The organism is Parafrankia colletiae (assembly GCF_001854655.1).
Taxonomy (GTDB): domain Bacteria; phylum Actinomycetota; class Actinomycetes; order Frankiales; family Frankiaceae; genus Parafrankia; species Parafrankia colletiae.
Genome location: NZ_MBLM01000002.1, coordinates 378,981 through 404,909, shown reverse-complemented (window position 1 = coordinate 404,909; position 25,929 = coordinate 378,981). Strand labels below are relative to the sequence as shown.

Sequence of the window (25,929 nt, the reverse complement as noted above, 5' to 3'; positions counted from 1 at the left end):
TGCCCCTTCCCATTCCATGATGTGTCATTAAGATATGTGCGTGTCAACCAGAGGCGGGGGCGGGGCATTCCAGGGTCCGGCGGGCGGGCGGGGGCAGGGCGATCCGCGCTGGCTCGACCCGCGTGAGCAGCAGGCCTGGCGCCGTTACCTGCTGATGGCGAGCCAGCTGTCCGCGCGGATGGGCCGCGAGCTCACCGCGGACGCCGGGATCTCGCTGGCCGACTACGACATCCTGGTCCACCTGAGCGAGGCGCCGGGCGGCCGCCTGCGGGTGACCCGGCTCGCCCGGGAACTGTCCTGGGAGCAGAGCCGCCTGTCCCATCAGGTGGCGCGGATGACGCGGCGCGGGCTGGTCGCCCGCGAGGAGTGCGCCGAGGACGGCCGCGGGGCCCTCGTCGTGCTGACCGCGCAGGGCCGTGCCGTGATCGAGCGCGCCGCCCCCGCCCATGTCGCCTTCGTCCGCGAGCGGGTGTTCGACGCCCTCACCGACGCGCAGGTCGACGCCCTCGATGCGATCGCGACCACCGTCCTCGACAGCCTCGCCGCCGACGGGCACCCGCCCGCCGCCGCCGACTGAGCCCTACGAGGCCAACCGCTCGCGTGCRCCGCGGCCTGAGCCCGTGGGTTCGACCTCGCTGCCGGGCTGCTTGATCTCTGCCCACACGTCGTCGAGGGAGAGCCCGAGGACATCGGCGATCGCCGCGATGGTCGGGAAGGCGGGGGTGGCCACGCGACCGGACTCGATCTTTCGAAGGGTCTCCGGTGAGACACCTGCGTCCAGCGCGGTGTCGAGTATCGAGCGCTCGCCCCTGGCCCGGCGTAGGAAGGCACCGAGGCGCTTCCCACGCTCGACCTCTGCAGGGGTGAGCGGCAACCTGACCATGGTTCCGATTATAGTACCGGTATAATATGGCCGGGATAATTATTGGTAGCGCGAGAGGGGTGCCGCATGATCGAGATCCTGAGCCCCGCCAAAGTGGCCCGAGCAAAGGACACAGGTGCCCTCGTCGCCGACATTCTCCAGACGCTGAGAAGCCGTAGCGCGGTCGGCACGAGCCTCCTGGACATCGATCGGTGGACCAAGGCCATGATCGCGCAGGCCGGAGCGCAGTCCTGCTACGTCGACTACGCGCCGTCCTTCGGGCGTGGGCCGTTCGGCCACTACATCTGCACGGCCGTCAACGACGCCGTGCTCCACGGGCTACCCCACGACTACTCGCTTGCCGACGGCGACCTGCTGACACTCGACCTCGCCGTGTCCAGGGACGGAGTCGCCGCTGACTCCGCCATCAGCTTCATCGTGGGCGAGTCGAAGCCCCCGGAGAGTGTCGCGATGATCGACGCGACCGAACGCGCACTGAGCGCGGGAATAGCCGCTGCCGGGCCCGGGGCTCGTATCGGCGACATCTCCCATGCCATCGGCTCCGTCCTGCGCGAGGCGGGGTACCCGATCAACACCGACTTCGGAGGTCATGGCATCGGATCGACGATGCACCAGGACCCGCACGTCGCCAACACCGGGCGGCCCGGCCGTGGATACAGGCTGCGCCCCGGGCTGCTGCTCGCGCTGGAGCCGTGGGTCATGGCGGACACCGCGGAGCTCGTCACCGACGCCGACGGGTGGACCCTGCGCAGTGCGACAGGCTGCCGGACAGCGCACAGTGAGCACACGATCGCCATCACCGACGACGGAGCCGACATCCTCACCCTGCCGACAGGGGTGCATCCGTAAGATCCCTCGGAGAATGGCAGCGCGCACCGGTCTCGGCGAGCTGACAGCGACGTCCGCCAGCCGTGGTGGGAGGTGCTTTTCGCCCCCGCGGACCAGGGCCGGCGGTGCTCCGTGCGCGGGGCAGGCCCGAGGTCTCCATCCCGAATGCGTCGCCCCGAGCTCCATCACGCCACTCACGGTCGTGCTGACCTGGGCGTTCCCGGTGGCTGCGGTGGGAGCCCGCAGCTCGTACCCCGCCATGGCCTCGGTCGCGTTCAGGAAGACGACAGGTCTGACCCGCGCGACGACGAGACCATCGGCCCCACCGATGTCGCGGATTCCTCCCCCCGCGCCGAGGCAGGCCCGCACCGCGACTTCGACCGACGTCCTCGCTGCGGCCACGTCGGCTGGTCCCGGTGGCACCGGGTTGACCAGGAGCCTGGCCGCGATCCGGGCAACGTCGTCCGCCCGGCCGCCGCCGACGCTGAGTACGAGACCGGGACCGGGGCTCCACCGCAGAGAGTAGGACGGGTGGCCGTCGATCTCGGTGCGCAGGAGGACGGCGTCGTGAGCTCCGACAGCCGCCGGCTGTACGGCTTCCCAACCGGCGGCCGGTGYCATCGCGGCCTCCGCGGCCAGGTCGACGGACGGGCCGCGCCGGACAGCGATCCCGTACGTCGCCGGTCCCGACCGCCCACCTTCTTCAGGGTGGTCGCCGTGACCTGGTGTCACTGCCACCGTGGCCGGTGCGGCGTCGCCGGAGCGGTCGATCACGGGGACGGCGGCCTGCTCGGTGGCGCCATAGACCACCCGGACCTCGAAATGGTCCCGCCGTGGGCCTCGGCTGTTCCGGAAGTACTCGCCCTCGCGGGTCTGCCGGTGAAAGCCCGCCGGAATCCACCCGACGTCCACACCCCAGATCTGGTCCAGGGCGTTGCGGGCAGCCTCGGGGTGGCTTCCCGCTTCGCGGGCGGAGCGGTGCTGCGTCACCATGACCGTGCTGGCCGCCAGAACGACGGCCAGCGCCGCGGTGACGGCCACGACCGTTGGCAGTCCCCAGTGCCGGTAGGTGCTGGGGACGAAGGTGGCATCCGGCGGCACGCGGATGGATGGGTCCTGCTGTCTCCCGGTCATGAGATGGTGATGGTCAGGCAGGTCGGCTCCACCCGCAGGCTTTCCACCGACTCCCGGTTGGTCCGCTGCGCAGCGTCCATCGCCGCGCGCAGGTCGCCGGCGAGGAAGGCGGCGGTGCGCAGCATCGTGGTCCCGCGGGTGGCGACGAAGCGCTCGAGCGTCACCGTCTTCGAGGCGGAGTGTTCCGCCATCCACATCCCTCCCAGCCGCCGCCGGCGATTTCCCGATGTGAGGTCGCCGGAGGAGCGGTCACCTGTAATGACGCCAGCGGTGGGAGTTCGGTTGACATTCGAGCGTAGGAAAAGCGAGATGTCCGCGGTCAGCCCGGAGCCGCGGGTCAGAACCTGCGCGGGCTTCCCGCCGTGGGGTCGCGCAGGGCGGGCCGGGCGGGCAGGTCGCCGCCGGTGGGGCGTCCCGGCGTCTCGGGCCGGATGCCGATCCCGACGATGTGGGCGAGCGCTCCCTGCGCGGCCGGGCTCGCGGCGACACGCCGGATCATCGCCGGTGCCGGCGGCGGGGTGGCGGCCCGCAGCACCGGGCCGAGGAAGGCGCGCTGGGCGGCGCGCTGCATCAGCTGGGTGAGGACCGTGGGTGCCGTCCGCCGGCGCTGCACCGCGGCGAGCTGGCCGGGCGTCGGCGTCGACCCGTCTGCGCGGCCGGCCACCAGCGGCCCGGCGAGCAGGCGCGTCGCCGCGACGGCGTCCTGGATGGCCAGGTTGATGCCCACGCCGCCGATGGGGCTCATGGCGTGGGCGGCGTCGCCGATGAGCAGGGCTCCGGGCGCGTGCCAGCGCCGGACCCGGTCGACCTGGACGGTGAGCAGCCGGACGTCCGCCCAGCTCTCGATCTCACCGACCCGGTCGGTGAACACCGGCGCGATCTCCGTGACCCGGCGGCGCAGYGCGGCGAGGCCGTCGGCCCGCACCGCGCCGTAGCCCCCCTTGGGGATCAGAAAGGCCACCTGCCAGTAGCTGCCCCGGTCGATCCGGATGAGCAGCTGGCCCGCGCCGACCAGGCCACCGAGCCCGTCCCCGTCGGCCGGGCGCCGGGAGAGGCGGAACCAGAGGACGTCCATGGGGGCGCCGAACCGCCGGGTCCGCAGGCCGAGCTGCGCGCGGACGACGGAGCCGCGGCCGTCGGCGCCGATCGTCAGCCGGGCCCGCACGGTCTCCGGGCCGTCGGGCCCGCGTGCCTCGACGCCCGCGACCCGCGCCCCGTCCCGGAGCAGGCCGGTCACCTCACGGCCGCGCAGGAGGGTGAAGGTGGGCAGCTCGGCGCCGGCGCGGGCCAGCATCTCCAGCAGGTCCCACTGCGGCACGAAGTACAGGTACGGATGATCGCCGCGCAGCCGGGTGAAGTCGGCGACCTGGAACGTCCCGTCGGCGAACGTGAACCGCAGGCTGGTGACCCGCCGCCCCGGCAGCGCCCGGGTGGCGTCGCCCAGGCCGATCCGGTCGAGCAGCGTCAGCGTGGACGGATGCACCGTGTCGCCGCGGAAGTCGCGCAGGAAGTCGTCGTGTTTCTCCAGCACGCAGGTGCGCAGGCCGCTGCGGGCGAGCAGCAGGCCGGCCATGATCCCGGCCGGCCCGCCGCCGACGACACAGACCTCCGCGGTGTGGCAGGTCCCGCCGCCGCTGGCTTCGTCCCACGTCATGCGGACTGCCTACCCGCCCCGCTCCGCCCGAGTCGCTGCCGGCGCCGGCACCGCATGCCCGGCCGGCCGGGCGGCCGGGCGGGCCGGGCAGGCTGGTCGGGCGTCAGGACCGGGCGCGGTAGCGGACCTGGGTCTCGGTGTAGCTCGCGAGGCCCCAGGGGCCGTTCTCGACGCCGATGCCGCTCCATTTGGACCCGCCGAAGGGCTGGTGGGGCCCGAGGGCGACATGGGCGTTCACCCAGGCTGTGCCGCACTCGAGGCGGTCGGCGACCGCGCCGGCGCGGTCGGGGTCGGCGGACCAGACCGAGCCGGACAGCCCGAAACTGGTCGCGTTCGCCCGGCTGACCGCCTCGTCGACGTCCCGGTAGGGCAGGACGGGCAGCGCCGGGCCGAACTGCTCCTCGTCGACGATCCGGCTGCCCTCGGTGGCCCCGACGAGCACGGTCGGCTGGTAGAAGAACCCGGGCCCCTCGACGGGGGCGCCGCCGGTGGCGGCCTTCGCCCCGCCGGCGATCGCGTCGGCGACGAGCCCGCTGACCCGTTCGAACTGGGGCCGGTTCTGGATGGGGCCGAGTTCGGTGCCGGGCTCCATGCCGTCACCGAGTTTCGCCGCCGCGGCGCGGGCCGCGAGTGCCTCGACGACGTCGTCGTGCAGCGCCTCGGGAACATACAGGCGCTTGATCGCCGAGCAGACCTGGCCGCTGTTGTCGAAGGCGCCCAGGAAGATCTTCTCGGTCACCGCGGCCGGGTCGACGTCRTCGAGCAGGATCGCGGCGTCGTTGCCGCCGAGCTCCAGGGTGATCCGCTTGAGGTCCGGGGCGGCGGCCGCGGCGATGTGCTTGCCCGTCGGCACCGATCCGGTGAAGCTGATCTTGCGCGGGACCGGGTGTGACGTCATCCACCGGCCCAGTTCGTCGCCGCCGGAGACCACGTTGAGCACACCGGGCGGGAGGGCCTCGGCGAGGACCTCGGCCAGCAGCAGCGTGCTGCGCGGCGTGTAGGGGGRAGGCTTGAGGACCACCGTGTTGCCGGCGAGCAGCGCGGGGCCGATCTTCCAGCTCGCCATCATCACGGGGAAGTTCCACGGTGTGATCGCGGCCACGACGCCCATCGGGCGGTGGACCACCTCGGCGAACGCGCGGTCGTCGTCCTGGATGACCTCACGCGGCAGCTCGAGCCGGGAGAAGTACTTCAGCCAGTAGCTCGCGCCGCGCACCTCCGTCGTCGCCGCGGCGAGCGGCTTGCCCTGCTCGGCGGTCAGGACGGGGGCGATGCGGTCCGCCGCCGCCCGCACCAGCGCCGAGGCCTCGGCCAGGGCGGTGCGCCGGGCGGCCTCGTCCCGGCTCCAGGCGGTGCCCGCGAAGGCCTTCGCCGCCGCGTCGAAGGCCGCGTCGAGCTGGTCACGGGAGCAGTCCGGCGCCTGCGCGTGCACCGCGCCCGTCGCCGGGTTCACCACCGCGAACGTCGTGGGAGCGGTGCGGCGCTCCCCATCAATGATCATCGAGACGTCGGTCATCGTGCCCCTTCGCGTCCGTGCTGGGCGTGACATGTCTCTGAACGGGTGTTTAATGCCAGAGGAGTCGGAGTGTCAAGGTTCCCACGATCGGCGCCGCGGCGACCCGGTCCGGATCCGGCCGACCCGCGGCCGGGGGGAGCGACGGGGGCACCCGGAACGCCCCTCCGCCCAGTCTGGCCAGCGCCTTGATCCGCTGGGTGCGGCCATGCGCGGCGCGGCGTTCTCCGCTAGACATAGCGACATTCTCAGTTAGACATAGAGGGGTACACCTGGCGCGCGGGGCACACCGTGGCCGGGTACGCCATCACTCACCAGGAGGATGCGGGATGCTGACGCTCAAGGCCGCGGGCCTGCTCGACGTCGACACGGGCGAGATCACCCGGCCCGGCGTGCTGAAGATCGAGGGCGATCGGATCGTCGGTCTCGGCGGCCAGCCCGAGGGCGAGGTGATGGACCTCGGCGACCTGATCCTGCTGCCCGGACTGATGGACATGGAGCTCAACCTGCTGATGGGCGGGCCCGGCGAGCACCATCTGACCGGGCAGATGCGCGACGACCCGCCGCTGCGGATGATGCGCGCCACCCAGAACGCCCGCCGCACCCTGCGGGCCGGCTTCACGACGGTGCGCAACCTCGGTCTGTTCTGCAAGACCAGCGGCTACCTGCTGGACGTCGCGTTGATGAAGGCGATCGACGCGGGCTGGATCGACGGCCCGCGGATCGTCCCGGCCGGCCACGCGATCACGCCCACCGGTGGGCACCTCGACCCGACGATGTTCGGCGCCTTCGCCCCRCACGTGCTGAAACTGACCGTCGAGGAAGGCCTGGCCAACGGGGTCGACGAGGTCCGCAAGGCGGTCCGCTACCAGATCAAGCACGGCGCGCAGGTCATCAAGATGTGCGGCTCCGGCGGGGCGATGACCAACACCGGGCCCTCCGGCGCGCGGCACTACTCCGACGCCGAGGTGACGGCGATCACGGACGAGGCGCACCGGCGGGGGCTGCGGGTGGCGGCACACACCCACGGCTCGGTCGCGGTGCGGCAGATGGTCGAGTGTGGTGTCGACTGCATCGAGCACGCCTTCATGATCGACGATGACACGATCAACCTGCTGGTCAAGAACGATGTCTGGGTGGTCGCCACCCAGGCACTGATCGACGACATGCCGATCCTGCGCAGCTCCGAGCCGGAGATCCAGGSGAAGGCCGCGCTCATCTTCCCGAAGGCGAAGGCCTCGATCCGCAACGCGATCGAGGCCGGGGTGAAGATCGCGGTCGGCAGTGACGCGCCGGCGATCCCGCACGGGAAGAACGCGCTCGAGCTGCTCGCGCTCGTCGACCGGGGGATGACGCCGCTGCAGGCGATCCAGGCCGCGACGATCGTCGGCGCCGACCTGATCGACGTGACCGACCGGGGCCGGCTGGCCGAGGGCCTGCTCGCCGACGTGATCGGCGTGCGCGGCAACCCGCTCGAGGACATCCGCGTCCTGCAGCGGGTGCCGTTCGTCATGAAGGGCGGCAAGCAGTTCATCTACTGACCTGCCGGTGATCCGCCCGCGCCGCGACCGCGACCGCGGCGGCGCGGGAGGTCAGGTCTGCAGTGAGATCTGGGGCGGAATGCCGCCGTCGGGGCCGTCGCCGTGCGGCCCGGTGCCACCCGGGGTGCGGGCGAAACTGGCAGCCGAGGCCGCGGCGATCGCCTCCACCACCGCGCCGTCGACGGTCTCCTCCGCGAGCAGCCGGGCGGTCAGGTCGTCGAGCGCCACGCGGTGCATGCGCAGCAGGTCGACGGCGCGGGCCTCGGCCTCGCGGAGCAGGCGGGCGACCTCGGCGTCGATCACCCGCTGCGTCTGCTCCGAGTAGGGACGGGCCACCAGCTCGTCGCCGCCGAGGTACCCGGGCCCGTCGGAGGCGTACCCGACCGGGCCGATCTCCTCGGACAGGCCGAACTCGCGCACCATCCGGGTGGCGAGGCCGGTCGCCCCGGCCAGGTCGTTCGACGCGCCGGTCGAGCCGTGGCCGAAGACCACCAGCTCGGCCGCCCGACCGCCGAGGCGGACGGCCAGGCTGTCCTTGAGGTGGTTCTCGGTGTAAAGGTGCCGCTCGGCCTCGGGCAGCTGCTGGGTGACGCCGAGTGCCATGCCGGCCGGCAGGATGGTCACCTTCGCCACCGGGTCGGCGTCCTCGCACAGCGCCGCGACCAGCGCGTGGCCTGACTCGTGCACCGCCACTGACTGCTTCTCGTCCGGCAGCAGCGCGTTCGACGCATCGCGGCGGCCGAGCAGGATGCGGTCGCGGGCGGCGTCGAGATCGGCGGCGCTGACTGTGGACCGCCCGGTGCGGACGGCGTTGATCGCAGCCTCGTTCACCAGGTTCGCCAGGTCCGCGCCGGAGAAGCCGGGGGTGGCCCGGGCAACCCGGGTGAGGTCGACGTCTTCGGTGAGGTGCTTGCCGCGGGTGTGCACGGCGAGGATCGCGGCCCGCTCCGACTGGGCGGGCAGCGGCACGGTGACCTGGCGGTCGAACCGGCCCGGCCGCAGCAGCGCCCGGTCGAGGGTCTCGGGGCGGTTCGTCGCGGCGAGCACGACCACGCCGGAGCTGGCCTCGAACCCGTCCATCTCGGCGAGGAGCTGGTTGAGCGTCTGCTCGCGCTCGTCGTGGGAGCCGCCCAGCCCGCCGCCGCGCCGCCCGCCGATCGCGTCGATCTCGTCGATGAAGACGATGGACGGCGCCCGCCGGCGCGCCTCGGCGAACAGGTCCCGCACCCGGGAGGCGCCGACGCCGACGAACATCTCGACGAACCCGGAACCGGCGATGGACAGGAACGGCACCTCGGCCTCGCCGGCGACCGCGCGGGCCAGCAGGGTCTTGCCGGTCCCCGGCGGGCCGACCATGAGCACACCGCGCGGTCCGTGCGCGCCGACCTCCCGGTACTGGCCGGGGTTGCGCAGGAAGTCGACGACCTCGCCGATCTCCTGCTTCGCGCCCTCGTAGCCGGCGACGTCGGCGAGGCGGGTCTCCGGCCGCACGACGTCGGTGACCTTCGCCCGGGAGCGGCCGAACATGCCGAGCGGGCCGCCGCCGGCCAGCTGGCGCCGGGCCATCCGGCCGGACCACACGAAGAAACCGATGAGCAGCAGCAGTGGCAGGAAGCTCAGCACGACCGACAGGAAGGAGGTGCCTGTCCGCGTCGCGGTGATCTCGACCTTGTGAGCGGCGAGCCGGCCCGCCAGCGCCGCGGTGTCCAGCGCGGTCGGGATGCGGGTGGTGAAGTCCTTCCCGTCGGTGAGCGTGCCCTCGACCCCGCCCTGGTCGTCGACCGTGACCGAGCGGACCTGGCCACCGTCGACCCGGGTGACGAACTCGGAGTACGGCAGTGCGTCGGGCTGGCCGGCGACCAGGGCCGGGCCGAACAGCAGCGCCACCGTGACGAGGGCCCCGAGCGGGATCAGGAACCGGCGCCAGCCGGGCATCGGCGGCGGCGCGGGCTTCGGCGGTGTGTCCTTCGGTGGCCCGGACCTCGCCGGCGCCGAGACATGATCACTGTTGATGACGACCCGGGAGATCACCGGTCCTCCTGACTTTCCGCCGGCTGCCCGGGGACGAAGCACCGACACCGCTGAGGGGACACCGACACGGGCCCACCGACATGACAGGCCTCGGCGTCGAGAAGCACCGCATCACCGTGACTGCGGGTAGGCAGCCTTCCTACCACTATGCCCGGCTATCGTCCCCTCACCCGTGGTGTTCCTGCGCCCTCGCCCGGATACGGGCCTGCACCTCCGGCCGGCGCAGCGGCGGCACCGTGCCGGGCGGCTGGCGGCGCTCGGGCAGCTCGCCCAGCAGCCGGCGCACACTGGCGGCGACCTCCGTCACGGCGGCCTCGAACGCACCGGCCGCCGCGGGAGGTGGCTGGCGCAGCCCGCTGACCTTGCGGACGAACTGCCGGGCGGCAGCCTCGACCTCGTCGTCGGTCGCGGGCGGCTGCAACCCGCGCAGCTCGGTGATGTTGCGGCACATGCCTCCACCGTAGGCGCCCGGTCCGACAGGATCGGAGCCCGGCGGCCGGGGCGGCCGCGGCGCGGGTGCCGCCCGTCAGAGTGCGACGTCGCCGCGGATGCAGGTCACCGTGTCGCCGCCGACCCACACCGTCCCGTCAGCGTCACGGGAGAGCCGCACCTGCCCCTCGCGGCCGAGGACCGTGCCCTGGCGGGCCGTGTAGGCGTCCTGCGCGCCGCCGGTGTCGAACAGCCAGGTCGCGAGGGAGGCGTTCAGGCTGCCGGTCACCGGGTCCTCGACTGTCGCGATCTGGGGGGTGAACGCCCGCACCTCGAAGGCGGCCGGCGCTCCGGGCGGGTGCGGCCCGATCACACCGACAGCGAGGTCGACCGCTCCCGGGCGCAGCGCCAGCACCGCGTCGGCCGAGTCCAGCAGGACCGCCACCCAGCCGGGCCCGTTGTCCACCCACTGTGCGGCGACGATGTCGGTGGGGGCCAGTCGGAGCACCTCGGCGAGGTGCAGCAGCAGCTCGGCGTCCGCCGGTTCGTAGCGCAGCAGCGGCGGCGCGGCGAAGGCCAGCCCCGACGGCTCGTCACGGCGCACGGTGATCAGGCCCGCGTCGCACTCCTGGACGATCCGTCCGCCGTCACGGGGCAGCCCGCCCGTGGCGAGCCAGGCGTGGCAGGTGCCCAGCGTCGGATGGCCGGCGAACGGCAGCTCGGCGGTCGGGGTGAAGATGCGGACCCGGTAGTCGGCGGCCGGAGTCGTCGGCGGCAGGACGAAGGTCGTCTCGGAGAGGTTCGTCCAGGCCGCGAACCGCAGCATCGACGCGGTCGACAACCCGTCGGCGTCCAGGACGACCGCGACCGGGTTGCCGAGGTAGGGCCGGGCGGTGAAGACGTCGACCTGCTGGAAGGCACGGCGCATGCCGGGTCAGGAACCCTGCGGGAGCTGGCTGTACCGCTCGCGGTACCGGCTGGCCCGGTAGACCCCGAGAATGCGGTAGTCGGCGAAGAAGGYGAGCTCGGCGAACGCCCGCTCGACCGCGGGATCCTCCGGGCTGCCCTCGACGTCGGYGAGGAACTGAGTCGCGACGAACTCGCCGCTGATCATGCAGCTTTCCAGTTTCGTCATGTTGACGCCGTTCGTGGCGAACCCGCCCAGCGCCTTGTAGAGCGCCGCCGGCATGTTCCGCACCTTGAACACGAGGGTGGTGACGATCGGCCCGACGCCGGACGCGGCGCGCAGTCGCTCGTTGGAGAGGATGAGGAAGCGGGTGGTGTTGTGCTCCTCGTCCTCGAGGTCGGCGTGCAGCACCCGCAGGCCGTACTCCTCGGCGGYCAGCCGGGAGGCGACCGCGGCCTTCGTCACGTCACCCCACTCGGCCACCTCGCGCGCGCTGCCGGCGGTGTCCGCCGCGGGAACCGCGGTGAGCCCCAGCCCGCGGATCGCGTTCCGGCACTGCGCCAGCGCCTGCGGGTGGCTGTGCACCGTCTTGAGGTCGTCCATGGTCGCCTGCGGCAGGCCGAGGAGCTGGTGGCGCACCGGCAGGAAGTACTCGCCGATGATGTGCACGGCCGAGTTCGGCAGCAGATGGTGGATGTCGGCCACCCGCCCGGCGGTCGAGTTCTCCACCGGGATCATCGCCAGCCCGACGGTGCCGTCCTCCAGCGCGGTGAAGCATTCCTCGAAGGTCCGGAACGGCACGGCCTCGAAATCCGGGTAGACGTCGCGGCAGGCGATGTGGGAGTTCGCCCCCGGCTCGCCCTGGTATGCGATCTTCTGGCGCCCGGTCATCGCGGCTTCCTGCCTTCGGTCGGTTCTTGTCAGGCGGTCCTCCCGCCGCCTCCGACGGTACCGGGCCGCGCACCGGCGCCCGGCGGCCCCGAAGCCGGTCCGGGCTGGCTTCGGGCCCGCTTCGGGCCGAGCCGGGCCCGGGACTCGGGGCTGGCTCAGGCCGGGTGGGCCGCCTCGAACGCCTCGACGATCTCCCGGGGGATACGGCCACGGTCGCCCACGTCGTAGCCGTTGCGCCGGGCCCAGACCCGGATTCTGCCCGCGTCGCGGCCGGCCGGGCCGCTGCCCGGGCCGCCCCCCTCCGCGGGCACGGGCGGCGCCCAGGCGGCGGGCCCGGCTGACACCGGGCCGCCGGCCGCGGCCCGGATCTGCTCCGGCAGGCGCGCGGCGGCGAGCGCGTTCGGACCCGGCAGACAGGTGATCGTGACGAGGCTCTCACCGGACGGCGGGTCGTCGCGGAGCTGGTCGACGACCGTCCGGGCCAGGTCGGTGAGGTGCTTGTGATGGGTCAGCAGGATGATCTGCCAGCGCGGGGCGAACTCGGCCAGCACCCGCAGTGCTGCCAGTGCCCGCTCGTCGTCGAAGGTCATCAGGATGTCGTCCAGGACGACCGGCAGCGTCGGTTCCCCGCGGTCCACCCGCTCCTGCTGGAGCTGGTCGATGGCTGCCAGGCGCAGGGCCAGGAAGACCTGGTCGGCCGTCCCCTCGGACAGCTCGCCCGGCCCGAGCTCCTGCTCGTCCGAGCGGACGACCCGCAGCGTCCGGGCGCCGTCCCCGCGGTCGACGGCCCGCAGCGCCACATACCGGCTGCCGGTGAGCCGTTCGAGCAGACGCCCGGCGTCCGCGAGCAGCGGAGAGGCGTGGCGGCGCTCGTACGCCTCCAGTTCCCGGCCGAGGGTCTCGTGCTGGATCCGGGCGATGAGGTAGCGCTCGGCTGTCTCGGCGACCAGGGCCAGTGACTCCTGGGCCCGGGCGTGCAGTTCCCCGGCGCTCGCGCCGCCCTCCAGGTCGCGCAGGTGTTTCTCGACCGTGCCGACCGACGTCCAGGCATCCTTGTCGGCGGCGGCCGCCCGCTCGTGGTCGTCGCGGGCGCGGGCGAGGTCCGCCTCGAGATCGGCGTCCGTTCGTCCCGCCAGCTCGGAGACAAGATCGTCGGGCTCGTCGGCGGGCGCCGTGGCGCGCAGGAGGACATCGACGGAGGCCAGCTCGACGGCGACGGCGGCGAGGTCACGGTGGCGTGCCGCCGCGTCGGCGAGGGTCTGGCCCGGCGCCAGCACCACCTGGGCACCCAGCGCGTCGAGCCGGGCCGCGGCATCGTCACGAGCCCGGGCGGCCTCGTCGGCGCGGGTGGCCAGCCCGGTGACGGCCTGGTCGATCTCGGCGGCCCGGGCCTGGTCCTGCGCGCTGGCCCGGAACCGGGAGCTGAGCTGGTCGACCAGCGCAGCCAGCGCTTCGGCCCCGCGGTCCGGATGCAGGCCCTGGCGGGCGGCGAGGCCGATGACCTCGGCGGCGAACTCGTCGTAGCGCCCGGCGGCCTGCGCGGAGTCGCGCAGCGCCCGCTGCGCCTGGTCGTGCAGGGCGGAGGCCTCGGCGAGCACGGCGCGCCGCTCCGTCCAACCCCGCGGGTCGGTGACATCGGCCAGCCCGGCCCGCCGGACGAGGACACGCCACTCCTCCTCGGCGCCGCGCAGCTCCTCCCGGCGTTTCTCCCGGTCCCGCTCCTTCTCCTCGACGACCCGCCCGAGGTGCAGTGCGGCGGCCCGCTGTTCCCGGGTCCGGTCGTCCTCCGCGAGCATGGCGGCCGCTGCCCCGAGCAGGCTGTCCAGGTCGGCGGCGGGCGCCGGCGCGCCGACCTGGGCGAGTGCCTCGGCGAGCGCGACCGACTGGGCCCGTGCCTGGTCGCCCAGTCCGGCGAGACGTTCCTGCGCGGCGAGCAGGTCCGCGTGCGCGCGGTGGGCCTCCTCCGCTGCCTGCTGGACGTCGTCGACGTCCTCCCGGTCCGGAACGGCGAGGGCTGCAGCGGCCCAGAGGCCCTCCCAGCCGGCACGCGTCTCGCCGGCCTGGTCGGCCGCGGCAGCGGTGGCGGTCAGCGCGGCCGCCACCCGGTCGCGGGCGACGGCGGCCTCCCGACGCAGCTGCCCCCGCCGGGCGGCGAGGTCCGCGTGCCGGATGAGCTGGTCGGCGACCTCGTCAGCCCGGGCGATCCCCGCGGCGAGCACCGGGAGGAGCTCTCGGGCCCGTTGCGGCGACGCCCCCCCGGCCGCCCCCGCGCCCCCTGCATCGGCCGCGTCCGCCCCCGCGTCCGCCGCGGCGACGAGCAGCTCCCAGAGCTGGGCGCGGACGGTGCGAGCCTGCTCCAGCGTGGCCTGGTCCGGCAGGTCCTGCTGGTCGGCCTCGGCCAGCCGGCTGTCGACGAGGCGGAGGTCGCGGGTAGCACCGACCAGCTCCTCCTCGCGCCGGGCCAGTTCCGCCTCGGCCGCGTCCAGCCGCCTGCCTGCCGCGCGCACCTCGGCCCGGCTCGGCAGCACCGGCGGCGCGCCGTCCAGGTCGCGGGCGCCCGCACGGCGTAGTGCCTCCCGCCGGCTTCGGACCGCCTCGGCCGCCGCGCCGACGGCCTCCCTGGTCAGCACGGATGCCGACCCTTCGCTGCCGACTGCGGCCAGGACGGCCTTGAGCTGCCCGACGGCGGCCGGATCCGGCCCGGGAGCGAGGTCGGTGGCCGCGCCGTGGCTGCGGCGAGCGGCGGTCAGCGCCTCCTCGGCGCGGCGCAGCTCGTCGGAGACGTCGGTGATCGTGGCGGCGAGCGCGTCGACCTGGGCAGCGACGTCCCGCGGGACATGCAGATGATCGAGAAGCCCGGCGGTGTCCCGTTCGTCGTTCGGCCCGACCAGCCCCAGCAGGAGCGCGCGGGCCTGGTCCGACTGACGGGCCGCCCCGTCGGCCAGCTCGCGGGCCCGGCGGTCGTCGTCCAGCCGGGCTAGGCAGACGCGGTCGAGCCGGGTGATGGCGTCGCTGTCGGCGAGAACCCGCTCGTCGACCGTCAACGTGGCGCGGGTGGCCTCGCGGTCGTGCAGCTCGGCGGTCAGCCGGTCCAGTTCCGCCGTCGCCGCCGTGATCTCCGCAGTGCCCGTGTCGAAGGCCGCCGCCTGGTCGGCGGTGAGCGTGGGGCCGGCGGCCAGCAGCGCGGCCTGCCGCTCGCGCAGTGCCATGAGAGCCCGCACGTGCGCGGCGGCGCGCACCCGTTGCTCCAGGCGGTCGCGGTGCGCGGTGGCGGTCCGGGCCGCTCTGGCAGCCGCCTCGGCGTCGCGGTGGCGCAGCGCCAGCTCGCGGCGGGCATCCTCCACATGCGCCGCGCGGGTCATCGACGACGCCGCCTGCTCGGCACGCTGCTCGTAGTCCGCCAGCGCGGTGCGCACCTTCACCGTCCGGCTGTTGCGGTGCGCCTTGTACAGGGCGTCCATCTCGGCACCGAGTGCGTCGAGCAGACCGCGGACGGCCCGGCCGCTGCGCGCGGTGAAGACGAGTTCGGCGAGATCGCCGCTGCCCTCGAAGACGCGGGTGCCGCCGTCGCGCAGCTCGGAGTGGGAGAGCCCGAACGCCCGGCGCCAGCGGCGGCGCTCCTCGGCGCCGCCGGCGCCCCAGGGGGAGGTGAACGCCGCGCCGTCCGCGACCGTCTGCAGGCCGGCGTTGCGCCGCCTGACCTCAAGCCGTGCCGTGCCGGCTGCCGGCCCTGCCGCCTCCGCCGGCCCCGCCGGGGGAGCCTCGGGCAACTCGAGGTCGGCGGTCAGGCTCAGCGCGCCCAGGCCGTAGTGGAAGCTCTGGCGGGTGCCGCGGAAGGTCCACAGCAGGTCGGACAGGGCCTCGAGGGTGGTGGACTTGCCGGCCTCGTTCGCGCCGACGACCAGCGTCAGCCCGGAGCCGAACTCGATCCGCCGGTCCTCGAACGCGCCGTACCGCTCCAGGCCCAGGGCGCGGATCCGCATCAGGCGTCACCTCCGGCGAGCCTGGCGAGCAGGCCGGCGCCGGCCCGCTGGACGAGGTCGGCGCGCGTACCGGGATCACCGAGGTCAAGCAGGCCGGCCCCGCGCAGCAGCCGTCCGACCTCACGGTCGAGCGGGGTGATCCACGGCGTGAGCTGGTCGGGCCGGGCGCCGAGTGCCTCGGTGGCAGCCCGTACCGCGGCGACCAGCTCCGGATCGACGCCGCCGCCGGACGCCGGGTCGGCCACCCGGGCGGCGATCTTCTCCAGACAGACCTGCATGCCGTCGGCGACGGTCCGCAGCTCCTCGCGCAGCCGCTCGGCGTCGGCGAGCTCGGCGGCGGCCCGTGACGTCCCGGTGAGCACCACCCGTGCGACCACGGGACGGTCACCGGCGGACGCCCGCGCCGTCCGCAGCTCCCGCCCCAGCAGCGCCAGCACGTCGTCGAGGCTGTCCGACCCGGTGACGTCCACGGCGATCCGTTCCCAGCGCGCGACGTCGCAGGGCACATGCTCGACCTGGGCCGGCCCGTCCCCGGTGATCTCGACGACGAGTGCGCCCTTCGGGCCGGTCTCCCGCGGCGTGCGGCCCTGCAGGTTCCCGCTGAACGCGGCGACGTGCTCGCCAGCCGCGACCACGCGATGAGTGTGGACGTGTCCGAGCGCGAAATAGTCGTAGCCGGTGCTGGTGAGGTCGTCCGCCGAGCACGGGGCGTAGTTGTCATGCCCCTCGGCCCCGTCGGCCGCCGTGTGCAGCAGGCCGACGTTGACCAGGCCCGGCCGGGCGTCGGGATAGCGGCGGACCAGGTTGTCGTGCACGGCGACGGTCGGGTAGCTCTGGCCGTGCACCGCCAGACCGAGGTCGGCCACCTCATGGGTGCCCGGCTCGTCGGACGGGAACACGGTGACGTTCGGTGGGAGCGTCAGGGTGCGGGTGATCTCGCTCTCGGCATCGTGGTTGCCGGAGATCATGAACACCGGGACGCCCGCGTCCCGCAGCCGGCCCATCTGCTCGACGAAGAACCGCCCGGTCGCGTAGTCACGCCAGGTGCCGTCGTAGATGTCACCGGCGAGCAGCAGAGCGTCCGCCCGCCGGGCGAGCGTCAGATCCACCAGGTTGGCCAGCGCCCGCCGGGTCGCCTGCCGGAGCAGGTGGGCGAGGTCGCTGTCGCCGAGCCGGGTCAGCCCACGCAGCGGGCTGTCGAGATGGATGTCAGCGGCGTGAACGAGGCGCATCTTCCCTCGGGCGTCGGGAGGCCCCCGCGCAGCGGGTGATGCGCGGTTCCGGTCGAGTGGCGCGGATCGCTGTCGGGCGCGAGCCGCGGTCGGCCGCCAGCTCCATCAGCACGGCCGAACGTCCAGAACCTAGTACTGCAATCGGGCATCTCGAACTGTCCACGCCGGACGAACGTCGGACATCGGGGAATTTCTGTGCCGTTGGCCGACCGGAGCGGCACGGGAGATGCGGCCCGTGCCGGCCGGACGCCGTGCCGTCAGCGTCCGGAGGTGGAACCCGAGCGGCGGGCGCGGGAACGGGTGCCCACGTCGACCTGCCGGGCCGGGCCCGCGCCGGCGGCCACGTTCTCCAGATCCGCGGCGATGTTGGTCTTGATCAGCCCGACGGTCCGCTCGCGGTCGTTGGCGTCGAGTCCTTCGAGCAGGCTGTTGATCAGGCTCACTGTCATCCTCCGGGGGGAGTTGTGTGATCGCGTAGCTCGCTTCCTCCTRCTTCCCGGGTGGGTGCGTGTTAAGCATGCGAATTTCGTGACGACGTCGTTTGTGCAGGTCAGAGCCCCATACCCACGCATCCGGGCCAATCCGCCGGCGCCGTGCGGCAGCCGCACGGGACGACGCCCGGGTCAGTGGACGGGGGACAGCCCGCCGTCCAGGTTGATGCCGGTGCCGGAGATGTAGGCGGACCGGGGCGACAGCAGGAAGGCGACCAGATCGGCGAACTCCTGCGCGCGGCCGACCCGGCCGAGCGGGATGCCGGAGTTCCGGCCGAGATCGGCGTAGAGGTCGTCGACGTCGACGCCGAGGTCGGCCGCCCGCCGCTCCCACTGGTGGCTCTCCACCAGGCCGACGAGCACCGCGTTCACCCGGATGCCGTCCGGGCCCAGCTCCTTGGAGAGCGCCTTCGTCAGGGCCAGCCCGGCCGCCCGGGACACCGAGGTCGGTGTCGACCCCGCGCCGGGGGCCTTCCCCGCGATCGCGAGCGTGTTGACGACACTGCCGCCGCCCGCGGCCACCAGGTGCGGCAGCACCAGACGGGTCAGCCGGACGGCGCTGTGCACCTTGAGCTCGATGTCCGCCTCCCAGACCTCGTCGGTCTGTGCCGCGAACGGGCCGGCGGCACTGCGCCCGGCGTTGTTCACCAGGCCGTCGACGCGGCCCCAGCGGCCGACCGCGAGCCCGGTGAAGCGCTCCAGGTCGTCCGGGCGGGTCACGTCCGCGGCGACCGGGAGGAGGTTCGCCTCGTCGGCGCCGGCCTTCGTGAGCTCGGCGGCCAGCTGGTCGAGCCCGTCGGTTCGGCGGGCGCAGAACGCCACCCGCGCGCCCTCGGCCGCCAGCATGCGGACGAGTGCCGCGCCGAGGCCCTCGGACCCGCCGGTGACCAGCACGACCCGGCCCGCAAGTTCGAGATCCATGTTTTCCTCCGTTGCCACACGGCCGGTCGCCGGCTGATCCGGTCACCAGCATGGCGGGTGACGGAGACGGATGTCAGCGGCGGGTGTCAGCGGCGGTGCCGGTGGCGTCGCCCGCGGGGCGTTCGCGGGAACCGTGAGCGGACGCGGCCGCCGGCGGGTGGCGGGCCGCCGTCCTCGGGCTCGTCCTGTGGTCCGTCCGCGGGCCCGCCTGGGATCCCGGCCTGACCGGTCCGGCGAAGGGCGTCACCGGAAGTAGTCGACACCGGCTCCCGTCATCCGGCGGGGCAGTGACTCGGGGTCGGTCTCCGGCGGCAGCAGGCGGACGCCTGCATGGAGCACCACCACCCCGGAGCGACCGACGAGAACCGGGTCGAGGAGCACCTCCGCCACCGCCGGCACCTCCTCGGCGAGCCTGGCCAGCCGGTGCAGCAGATCCTCCAGCGCGGCGACGTCGGCCGGCGAGGTCCCGCCCCCTCCGCCGCCCCCGCCGACCAGCAGGACCGAACCGCGGATGCCCCGCACGAGCTCGGCGGCGTCCCGGTCGGTCAGCGGCAGCGCCCGCGCCAGCGGGTCGACCAGCAGGTCGGCGACCGCCCCGCCGAGCCGCAGCGACAGCAACGGCCCGATCGCCGGGTCCTGCGTCATGCGGACCACAGTCGAGACACCGGCCGGGGCCATCGGCTGCACCAGCATGTCGCCCGGCCCGACCGCCGACCGGATCGTGCGCCACGCCTGGGCGAGCGCCCCCGGCCCCGCGAGCCCGAGACGCACCGCGCCGACGTCCAGCCGGCCGCGGAACCGCTCGTCGGCGATCTTGAGGGCCACCGGCCAGCCGATCCGCTCGGCGGCGGCCCGCGCCTCGTGCTCGGACGTCACCCGCTCGCTCCGCCAGACCGCCAGACCGGCGCCGGTGAGGACCTCGTCCACCCGCTCCGACGGCAGCCAGCTGCCGTCCATCGCCGCGCCCGCCAGCGCCGCGCGGCTGCGATCCAGGTCAAGCCGGTCGAGGGCGGGGACAGTGCCCTGCTCCCGGTCGCGCCACGCCGCGTGGTCGGCGGCGCGGGCGATCGCCCAGGCCGCCGACTCGGGGGAGGCGAACGAGGGCACCGAGCCGCGGCCGGGCGCCGCTGTGTCCCCGGCGGCCAGCGCGGCCGGAATCCCGTCATGGCCGAGGAACGAGGCAGCCACCGGAACCCGGCCGGCGGCGGCCACCCCGCGCACGGCGCGGGCCAGCTCGTCCACAGCAGGATGCGGTGTGACCAGCACCAGGACGGCATCCACCTCGCCGGACCCGGCGACGGCCCGCAGCGCCCCCGCGAACCGCTCCGGGGCGGCCATGGCACCGAGGTCCACCGGATTGGCCGGCTCCGGGTCGCTGCCGAGAACCTCCCGCAGCGCGGCGGCTGTCGCCGGGCCGAAGACGGGGACGTCCAGCCCGRCCGTGCGGCAGGCGTCCACGGCGAGTGCCGCCAGCGCGCTGGACGTCCCGACGACGCCGACGCGCCGCCCGGCGGGCAGCGGCTGGGTGGCCAGCAGCGCCGCCAGGTCGAACAGCTGCCCCAGCGTGCCGACGCGGATGACGCCGGCGCTGGTGAACAGGGCGTCCAGCGCCGGGTCGGCCGAGCGGCCGCCGCTCTTGAGCGCCACCACCGGCTTGCTCCGCCCAAGCCGCCGGGCTATCCGGGCGAACTTGCGCGGGTTGCCGAAACTCTGCAGGTGCAGCAGGGCGACGTCGGTGCGCGGATCCGACTGCCAGAACTGCAGGACGTCGTTGGCGGAGACATCCGAACGGTCCCCGGTCGAGACGAAGGTCGACAGCCCGATCGCCCGCCGTGCCGACTCGGTGAGGAACGTGCCGGCCAGCGCGCCCGACTGGGTGAACGCGCCGACCCGGCCCGCCGCCGGCTCACCGACGGCGAAGGTGGCGTGCAGCCGGACCGCCGGATCGGTGTTGATGACGCCCATCGCGTTCGGGCCGATCAGGCGCATCCCGGACACCCTGGCCAGCCGGGTCACCTCCGCGAGCCGCGCACGGCCCTCCGGGCCCGCCTCGGCGAAACCGGCAGACACGACGATCAGACTCCGGACGTCCTTCTCCGCGCAGGCGCGGACCGCGTCGACGACCTGCGGGGCGGGCACCGCGATCACCGCGAGGTCGACCGCGTCCGGGATCTCCCGCACATCGGGATAGGCATACACGGAGGCCACCTGCCGGGCCGCCGGGTTGACCGGATAAGCCGGACCATGGAAGTCGCTGGACAGCAGCCGGCGGAACACCTCGTGACCGGCGGCGCCCGGCTGGCGGCTCGCACCGAGCACCGCGACTGTCCGCGGTGCCAGCAGCCGGGCGATACTCCGTGCCTCCGCCCGCTGCTCCAGCGCCCGCGACATCCCACGGGCACGCGGTGCCTGCGCCGTCGAGAACATCATCCTGACGGGTCCCGCGGTACCGGCGGCGTGGACGAAGCCGGCTGCGCGGAAGGCCTCCAGTGCCTGCGTGTTGTCCGCCGGCAGGTCGGCGACCAGCTGGCGGACGCCCTGGTCGTGGGCCGCGGCGGTCAGGTGCTCGAGCAACAGCGGCCCGAGGCCGCGCCGCCGGTGCGCCCGCTCCACGAGCAGRCCGACGCGGGCCTGGTCCGTCCCGGCGAGGCGTTCGTACTCGGCCACGCCGACCAGGTGTCCCCGGAGCAGGGCCACCACGGCAAACCGGCCCGGATCGGCCTGGGTCTGGGTCGGGCTGTCGGCCCAGGGCAGGCCTGCCGCCTCCGCCGCGGACAGGCCGGCGCGCAGCGCGGCGAGGTCGGCGAGGTCGGCATCCGATACCGGCCGGAGCTGCACGGTCGCACCGTCGGCGAGGACGGCGTCGGCCTCCCAGTCGTTCATTGCTCCTCCTGCCGGACGGCGTTCTCCCGCGATCAGCCCCGGCGACGCAGCGTGCCGGTCGGCCGGCCCGCGTCGTCCTCCTCCGACTGGAAAACCAGCTCTCCGGCGGCGGACAACGACAGCCGGCTCGTCCCCCCGCTCGTACACAGCGAGACACCGGGCAGCAGAGTCGGATTGTCGCCCGTGCCGGGGATGTCCCGCAGCACGACCGCCGGCGGCGCGCCGGCCGACGCGGGCTCACTCAGACCGACAAGTTCCTGGTCGCCGACACACCGGATCCCGGTGCTGCCCGCGCCGCCCAGGGCCTCGAGGCCGAGGAGCGTGGTCTCCGAGTGCCCGATGGTCTGGCCGGTGCCGCCGGGCTGCAGCGTGATCACCATGTTCTGGGCGACGCCCAGGCGGGAGACGATGCGCCCCTCCCACGACCCGGCGTAGCCGTCGGGCAGCTCCCCGGGCCGGGTCGTGGTGGCGCCTGAGTCGTCGATGGGAGCACGCGGGGCGGAGCTCGCCAGCCCGGTTCCTTCCGCGGCACCGTCCCCGGAACCCCGCGAACCCCGCGAACCGAGAAGAACGACGGCCGTGACGATGATCGTCAGGCACAGTGCGCCCACCGCGGCGACGACGGCCAGCGCCCGCCGGTCACCGCCGGCCCTCGTCGGGACGGGCGGCGGGCTGTAGGCGATGACGCCGGTGACGCCGGTGTCACCGGTGTCGAGGTCGAGGACGTCCACTGCCTGCCGGACCAGCCCACTGACCAGGTCCGGCGGCAGCCAGTCCGCCCACAACGCCGCCGCCCCGGTGCCGTCCGGGGCAAGTGCCCGGCGGATCTCGGCGGGCCGGGGACGTCCCTGCGGTGCCTTGTGCAGGCAGGCCTCGACCGTTCCGCGCAGGTCGGGTGGGACGGCGGCCAGCTGGGGCTCGGCGGTGAGAATCCCGTACATCACCGCCGGTGTCCCGGCCCCGGCGAACGGGCCGGCCCCGGTGGCGGCGAAAGCGAGGACCGAGCCGAGCGCGAACACGTCACTGGCCGGCCCGACCTCACCACCGGTGATCTGCTCGGGCGACACGAACGCCGGCGAGCCGATCAGGGCTCCCGCCTGGGTGAGCACGGTCGCGTCGACCGCCCGCGCGATCCCGAAGTCGATCACGGTGGGGCCGTCCACGGTGATCAGCACGTTGGACGGCTTCAGATCCCGGTGGACCACACCCGCGGCGTGCACGGCCTCCAGAGCCTCGGCCAGGCCCGCGCCGAGCGCCCGCACCGTCCGAGGGGGCAACGGCCCGTGCCGGCGTACCGCGTCCAGCAGCGACGGCCCCGGAATGTAGGCCGTGACCAGGTACGGAGCGTCGGCGTCGGCGTCGGCGTYGAGCACCCGCGCCGTCCACCGGCCGCTGACCCGCCGGGCCGCCTCGACCTCGCGCCGGAACCGGGCGCGGAACGCCGGGTCGCCCGCGAACTCCGGCCGGATCACTTTCACGGCGACCGTGCGCCCACCCGGGCTGCGGGCGAGGTACACCCGGCCCATCCCGCCGGACCCGAGGATGCCGAGCAGTCGATAGGCGCCCGCTGCCTGCGGGTCGTCGGAGCCGAGGGATTTCATACGTGCCTGCTCCTCTCGGATCTCCGGCGGTCGGGTTCAGCCGAAAGGTACTGGCAAATCGCGGGAATGCCGACGGGAATCATAGGCTGCCCGTATGGATGGCGGCAGAGACCCGGGGCGCGACGGCCGGCCGGTCACGGCGGAGCCACGGTGGCTGCAGGCCAGTGAACGTACCGCCTGGCGTGGGCTCATCGGAGTGATGACCCGGCTGCCGGCCGCGCTTGACGCCCAGCTACGCCAGGACGCGGGCCTGAGTCATTTCGAGTACTCGGTCCTCGTCGGCCTGTCCGAAGCGCCGCACCGAACGCTGGCCATGGCCCGGCTCGCCGACTTCACCTGCGGGTCGCTTTCCCGACTGTCGCACGCCGTCAAACGCCTGGAGGACAGGGGCTGGGTGCGCCGCACCCCATGCCTGGCCGACGGCCGGGTCACCAACGCCACCCTGACCGACCTGGGTTTCGAGAAACTCGCGGCGTCCGCCCCAGGCCACGTCGAGACCGTGCGGGACCTGGTGATCGAGGCGCTGTCCCGCGACCAGCTCGATCAGCTCAGCGCCATCTGTGGCCAGATCCTCAGCCGGCTCGACACCGCTCCGCCCCGGCCCCGCTGAGCCGTCGCGCCGTCGCGTTCAGACGCCGGTGGTCGAGCCCGGGCGGACGATCATGAGCACCGTGACCACGGTCCACAGCAGGCTGAACAGTCCACTGGCGACAGCCACGTTGCGGGCGCTCACCGCGGCGGCCCGGGTGTCGATCACGTCGAGGAGCTGCTGCTGACCCGGCAGCACCGCGAGGGCGAGAACACCTGCCGCCACGCCCGTCAGCGCGATCGAGGTGAGCAACCAGGGGTCGCCGAGCACCCCCATGCTCGCCGCGGTGGCGAAACCCAGGATCGGCACAGTGATGCCGATGGCCGCGTACACGTTGCAGATGCGGTGCAGTGTGCTCACCACGCCCGCCGCCCGGGCATCGTCAGGGTCGCGCAGGGCAGCCCGGACCGCGGGCGCGAACATGCTCGCGGCGACGGTCACCGGGCCGATCGCGATGATCGCGACGACAACGTGGGCACTCAGCAGAAAGGTGGTCACGTGTCCGTCCTGGGATGCGGGGGTACCTCACGGTAGGCCCCGGGACATCCCGGCCGGCTGTGACGGGAGTGCCGCCGGCCCGCRCCCTCCGGACCGCCGCTACCGGACCTCGGACCCTTGACCGAGCGCGTCGAACACCGCTGGCCGCTTCTCCGTCCGCGCGGTCAGCGCCTCCGCGAGCCCGGGACCCTCGAACGCGATATCCATCTGACGCAGTGTGTCCGTCAGCGCATCATCGCGGGAACGGTCGAGGTCGTCGTAGACCTGCTTCTTGATCGTCGCCAGGGAGAACGGCGAGCAGTTCGCCACCAGGTCCGCGGCGTAGGCGAGCGCGGCGTCCAGAACCGCACCATCCGGGACCACCCTGTGCACGAGACCGATCTGCGCGGCCTCCTCGGCGCCGACGGTGCGCCCGGTCAGCAGAAGATCCATCGCCGCCGGCAGGCCGATGAGACGAGGCAGCAGCCAGGACACCCCGTACTCGGCCGCGAGGCCGAGCCTCGAGAACGCGGTCGCGAGCTTCGCCGACTCGGCGGCGATCCGGATGTCACTGCCGAGCATGTAGGCGAATCCGATACCCACCGCCGCCCCGTTGATGGCAGCGATCACCGGCTTGCGCAGGCGCAGCGTCAGCGAGGGCAGGTCATCCCGGGCCGGGACGAACTTCTTGATCGTCTCGGCGCCACCGCGCAGCACCTCCAGGTCGGCGCCGGAACAGAAGCCGGGGCCCGCTCCGGTGACCACGATCACCCGGACCTGCGGGTCGTCATCCGCCGCGCGCAGCGCCCTGGCGTAGGCAAGGGCCATAGTCGCGGTGATCGCGTTGCGCGCCTTCGGACGGTTGAAGGTGATGACAGCGACCCCGTCGCGGACCTCGGTCAGGATCTCGCTGTCATCCGTGTCCGTCGTCACGCTGCCCGCCTCCGTCGTCGAGTCACCCGCCTGCCCTGTGTCGTCCAGGAGCCTAGGCGACCGCCGTGAGCCGGTGCGCAGACATGTGACGCGGAGCGGGGCGACCCGGCCGGGTCGCCCCGCTCCGCGTCACCAGGTCACATGCGGCCACGGCCCGAGGCCTCCTCACGCCGCTGCCCCCGTGCCTGCCCCCGTGCGGCCTCCGTGGTGGCCCGGCCGCTGAAACCGGAGCGGGTGAGGGCATCCATCCGCGGCTCCTCGCCGCCAGCGGACCGCAGCTTCGTGGCGAACTTGGTCAGGCCGATGACCAGCGCGGTCAGCGCAACCCACAGAACCGCCAGCGTGTAGCTCGGACGGTGCTGCGCCGACGCCCAGAAGGCGATGCTGAGCGAGAACGTGCCGATCACCAGCGGAACCCACCACGTCCCGGCCCGTGCCGCGTCGCGCTGCGAGAAGGCCGTGGCCAGCGCGTGGATCCCCAGCGCCAGAAGCGCCCATGCGGCGATGCGGGAGACGACCGTCACTGTGGGCCCCGGCCAGGCGAGTGCCACGATCCCGCCCGCGACGAGCATCACGGCGAGGAGCGCATGTGTGGGGCGCCAGCCAGTGCCGGAGGCCATTGCCGCCACCAGCTCGCTCAGACCTCCAAGGAGGAGCGTGATCCCGAGAAGGATGGCGATCGACGTGCCTGTCGTCAGCCCGAACATCGGGATGGCCAGTGCCAGCAGGACCCAGGCAGCGCCCACGACGAGCAGCGCCGGGCCGGCCTTCGCCTCGACCGCGGCGATCCCGCCTGCGTCGCTTGATGCAGTCATGAACTCATCCCTTCAGCGGGTGGTTGACTGTCCTCCTCAGGACTGCCCTGGTAGCGGGAATCTCATACCCTGCGTCACTAGATCAACCCATTCTGTCGTCCTGGTTCCGGTGGTACTGCGAACGGTTGCCCCCATCGGCCGGCTGGCRCCAACCTGGAGACCGTAGGTCTGCTGGGGGCCGCGGCGAGGAGAT

At 73.7% G+C, this 25,929-nt stretch carries 21 protein-coding genes; 4 read left to right on the top strand and 17 right to left on the bottom strand.

Annotation, left to right across the window (positions count from 1 at the left end; translation table 11 throughout):
* Positions 1-34 precede the first annotated feature (34 nt).
* Positions 35-577 (top strand): MarR family winged helix-turn-helix transcriptional regulator, encoded by a 543-nt coding sequence (locus CC117_RS01770; protein WP_241829729.1) that lies wholly within the window; start codon positions 35-37, stop codon positions 575-577.
* A 3-nt stretch (positions 578-580) separates the two neighbouring features.
* On the opposite strand, the gene CC117_RS01765 is transcribed toward CC117_RS01770, so the two are convergent.
* On the bottom strand, positions 581-883 hold the full coding sequence (locus tag CC117_RS01765; RefSeq protein ID WP_071081932.1) for a helix-turn-helix domain-containing protein: 303 nt from the start codon (positions 881-883) through the stop codon (positions 581-583).
* A 66-nt stretch (positions 884-949) separates the two neighbouring features.
* Between CC117_RS01765 and map the strand changes: the two genes are divergently transcribed.
* Positions 950-1,732, top strand: coding sequence for a type I methionyl aminopeptidase (map, locus tag CC117_RS01760; RefSeq protein ID WP_071081931.1), 783 nt, complete (start codon positions 950-952; stop codon positions 1,730-1,732).
* Positions 1,733-2,841: 1,109 nt separating this feature from the next.
* Here the strand turns inward: map and CC117_RS38500 are convergent.
* The 3 genes from CC117_RS38500 to CC117_RS01745 all read right to left on the bottom strand — a co-directional run bounded on the left by CC117_RS38500 (position 2,842) and on the right by CC117_RS01745 (position 6,015).
* Positions 2,842-3,036 carry a hypothetical protein gene (locus tag CC117_RS38500; RefSeq protein ID WP_241829728.1) on the bottom strand — a complete coding sequence of 65 codons (195 nt, stop codon included), beginning with the start codon at positions 3,034-3,036 and terminating at the stop codon, positions 2,842-2,844.
* Between the two features lie 146 nt (positions 3,037-3,182).
* Positions 3,183-4,499, bottom strand: a complete 1,317-nt coding sequence (locus CC117_RS01750) for an FAD-dependent oxidoreductase (RefSeq protein ID WP_071081929.1) — start codon at positions 4,497-4,499, stop codon at positions 3,183-3,185.
* 103 nt (positions 4,500-4,602) lie between these two features.
* Positions 4,603-6,015 (bottom strand): aldehyde dehydrogenase family protein, encoded by a 1,413-nt coding sequence (locus tag CC117_RS01745; protein ID WP_071081928.1) that lies wholly within the window; start codon positions 6,013-6,015, stop codon positions 4,603-4,605.
* 326 nt (positions 6,016-6,341) lie between these two features.
* Between CC117_RS01745 and CC117_RS01740 the strand changes: the two genes are divergently transcribed.
* Positions 6,342-7,553 carry a metal-dependent hydrolase family protein gene (locus tag CC117_RS01740; protein WP_071081927.1) on the top strand — a complete coding sequence of 404 codons (1,212 nt, stop codon included), beginning with the start codon at positions 6,342-6,344 and terminating at the stop codon, positions 7,551-7,553.
* Between the two features lie 51 nt (positions 7,554-7,604).
* On the opposite strand, the gene ftsH is transcribed toward CC117_RS01740, so the two are convergent.
* From ftsH to CC117_RS01690, 10 genes are all read right to left on the bottom strand, one after another.
* Positions 7,605-9,584 (bottom strand): ATP-dependent zinc metalloprotease FtsH, encoded by a 1,980-nt coding sequence (ftsH, locus tag CC117_RS01735; RefSeq protein WP_071081926.1) that lies wholly within the window; start codon positions 9,582-9,584, stop codon positions 7,605-7,607.
* Between the two features lie 166 nt (positions 9,585-9,750).
* Complete coding sequence (locus CC117_RS01730; RefSeq protein ID WP_071081925.1) at positions 9,751-10,035, bottom strand: DUF2277 domain-containing protein; 285 nt, start codon at positions 10,033-10,035, stop codon at positions 9,751-9,753.
* A gap of 75 nt (positions 10,036-10,110) precedes the next feature.
* Positions 10,111-10,941, bottom strand: coding sequence for a PhzF family phenazine biosynthesis protein (locus CC117_RS01725; RefSeq protein ID WP_071081924.1), 831 nt, complete (start codon positions 10,939-10,941; stop codon positions 10,111-10,113).
* A gap of 6 nt (positions 10,942-10,947) precedes the next feature.
* Positions 10,948-11,811, bottom strand: a complete 864-nt coding sequence (locus tag CC117_RS01720) for a prephenate dehydratase (protein WP_071081923.1) — start codon at positions 11,809-11,811, stop codon at positions 10,948-10,950.
* A 155-nt stretch (positions 11,812-11,966) separates the two neighbouring features.
* On the bottom strand, positions 11,967-15,794 hold the full coding sequence (locus CC117_RS40205; protein WP_071081922.1) for an AAA family ATPase: 3,828 nt from the start codon (positions 15,792-15,794) through the stop codon (positions 11,967-11,969).
* A complete protein-coding gene (locus CC117_RS01710; protein ID WP_071081921.1) occupies positions 15,794-17,026 on the bottom strand; it encodes a metallophosphoesterase family protein in 1,233 nt (410 codons plus the stop codon). Before CC117_RS01710 ends, CC117_RS40205 begins: the two co-directional genes overlap by 1 nt.
* 257 nt (positions 17,027-17,283) lie before the next feature.
* On the bottom strand, positions 17,284-17,475 hold the full coding sequence (locus CC117_RS01705) for a hypothetical protein (protein WP_321572567.1): 192 nt from the start codon (positions 17,473-17,475) through the stop codon (positions 17,284-17,286).
* A gap of 174 nt (positions 17,476-17,649) precedes the next feature.
* Positions 17,650-18,438 (bottom strand): SDR family oxidoreductase, encoded by a 789-nt coding sequence (locus CC117_RS01700; protein ID WP_071081919.1) that lies wholly within the window; start codon positions 18,436-18,438, stop codon positions 17,650-17,652.
* 243 nt (positions 18,439-18,681) lie between these two features.
* Positions 18,682-21,321, bottom strand: a complete 2,640-nt coding sequence (locus CC117_RS01695; RefSeq protein WP_071081918.1) for a bifunctional acetate--CoA ligase family protein/GNAT family N-acetyltransferase — start codon at positions 21,319-21,321, stop codon at positions 18,682-18,684.
* A 32-nt stretch (positions 21,322-21,353) separates the two neighbouring features.
* Positions 21,354-22,922 (bottom strand): serine/threonine-protein kinase, encoded by a 1,569-nt coding sequence (locus CC117_RS01690; protein ID WP_071081917.1) that lies wholly within the window; start codon positions 22,920-22,922, stop codon positions 21,354-21,356.
* A gap of 94 nt (positions 22,923-23,016) precedes the next feature.
* Between CC117_RS01690 and CC117_RS01685 the strand changes: the two genes are divergently transcribed.
* Entirely contained in the window at positions 23,017-23,532 is a 516-nt protein-coding gene (locus CC117_RS01685; RefSeq protein ID WP_071081916.1) for a MarR family winged helix-turn-helix transcriptional regulator, read from the top strand.
* Between the two features lie 18 nt (positions 23,533-23,550).
* On the opposite strand, the gene CC117_RS01680 is transcribed toward CC117_RS01685, so the two are convergent.
* From CC117_RS01680 to CC117_RS01670, 3 genes are all read right to left on the bottom strand, one after another.
* Positions 23,551-24,009, bottom strand: coding sequence for a hypothetical protein (locus CC117_RS01680; protein ID WP_071081915.1), 459 nt, complete (start codon positions 24,007-24,009; stop codon positions 23,551-23,553).
* Positions 24,010-24,108: 99 nt separating this feature from the next.
* Entirely contained in the window at positions 24,109-24,921 is an 813-nt protein-coding gene (locus CC117_RS01675; RefSeq protein ID WP_071081914.1) for an enoyl-CoA hydratase-related protein, read from the bottom strand.
* A 137-nt stretch (positions 24,922-25,058) separates the two neighbouring features.
* The gene (locus CC117_RS01670; protein WP_071081913.1) at positions 25,059-25,736 is read right to left on the bottom strand and encodes a DUF308 domain-containing protein; all 678 of its coding nucleotides are present in this window, start codon (positions 25,734-25,736) and stop codon (positions 25,059-25,061) included.
* Positions 25,737-25,929: the final 193 nt, after the last annotated feature.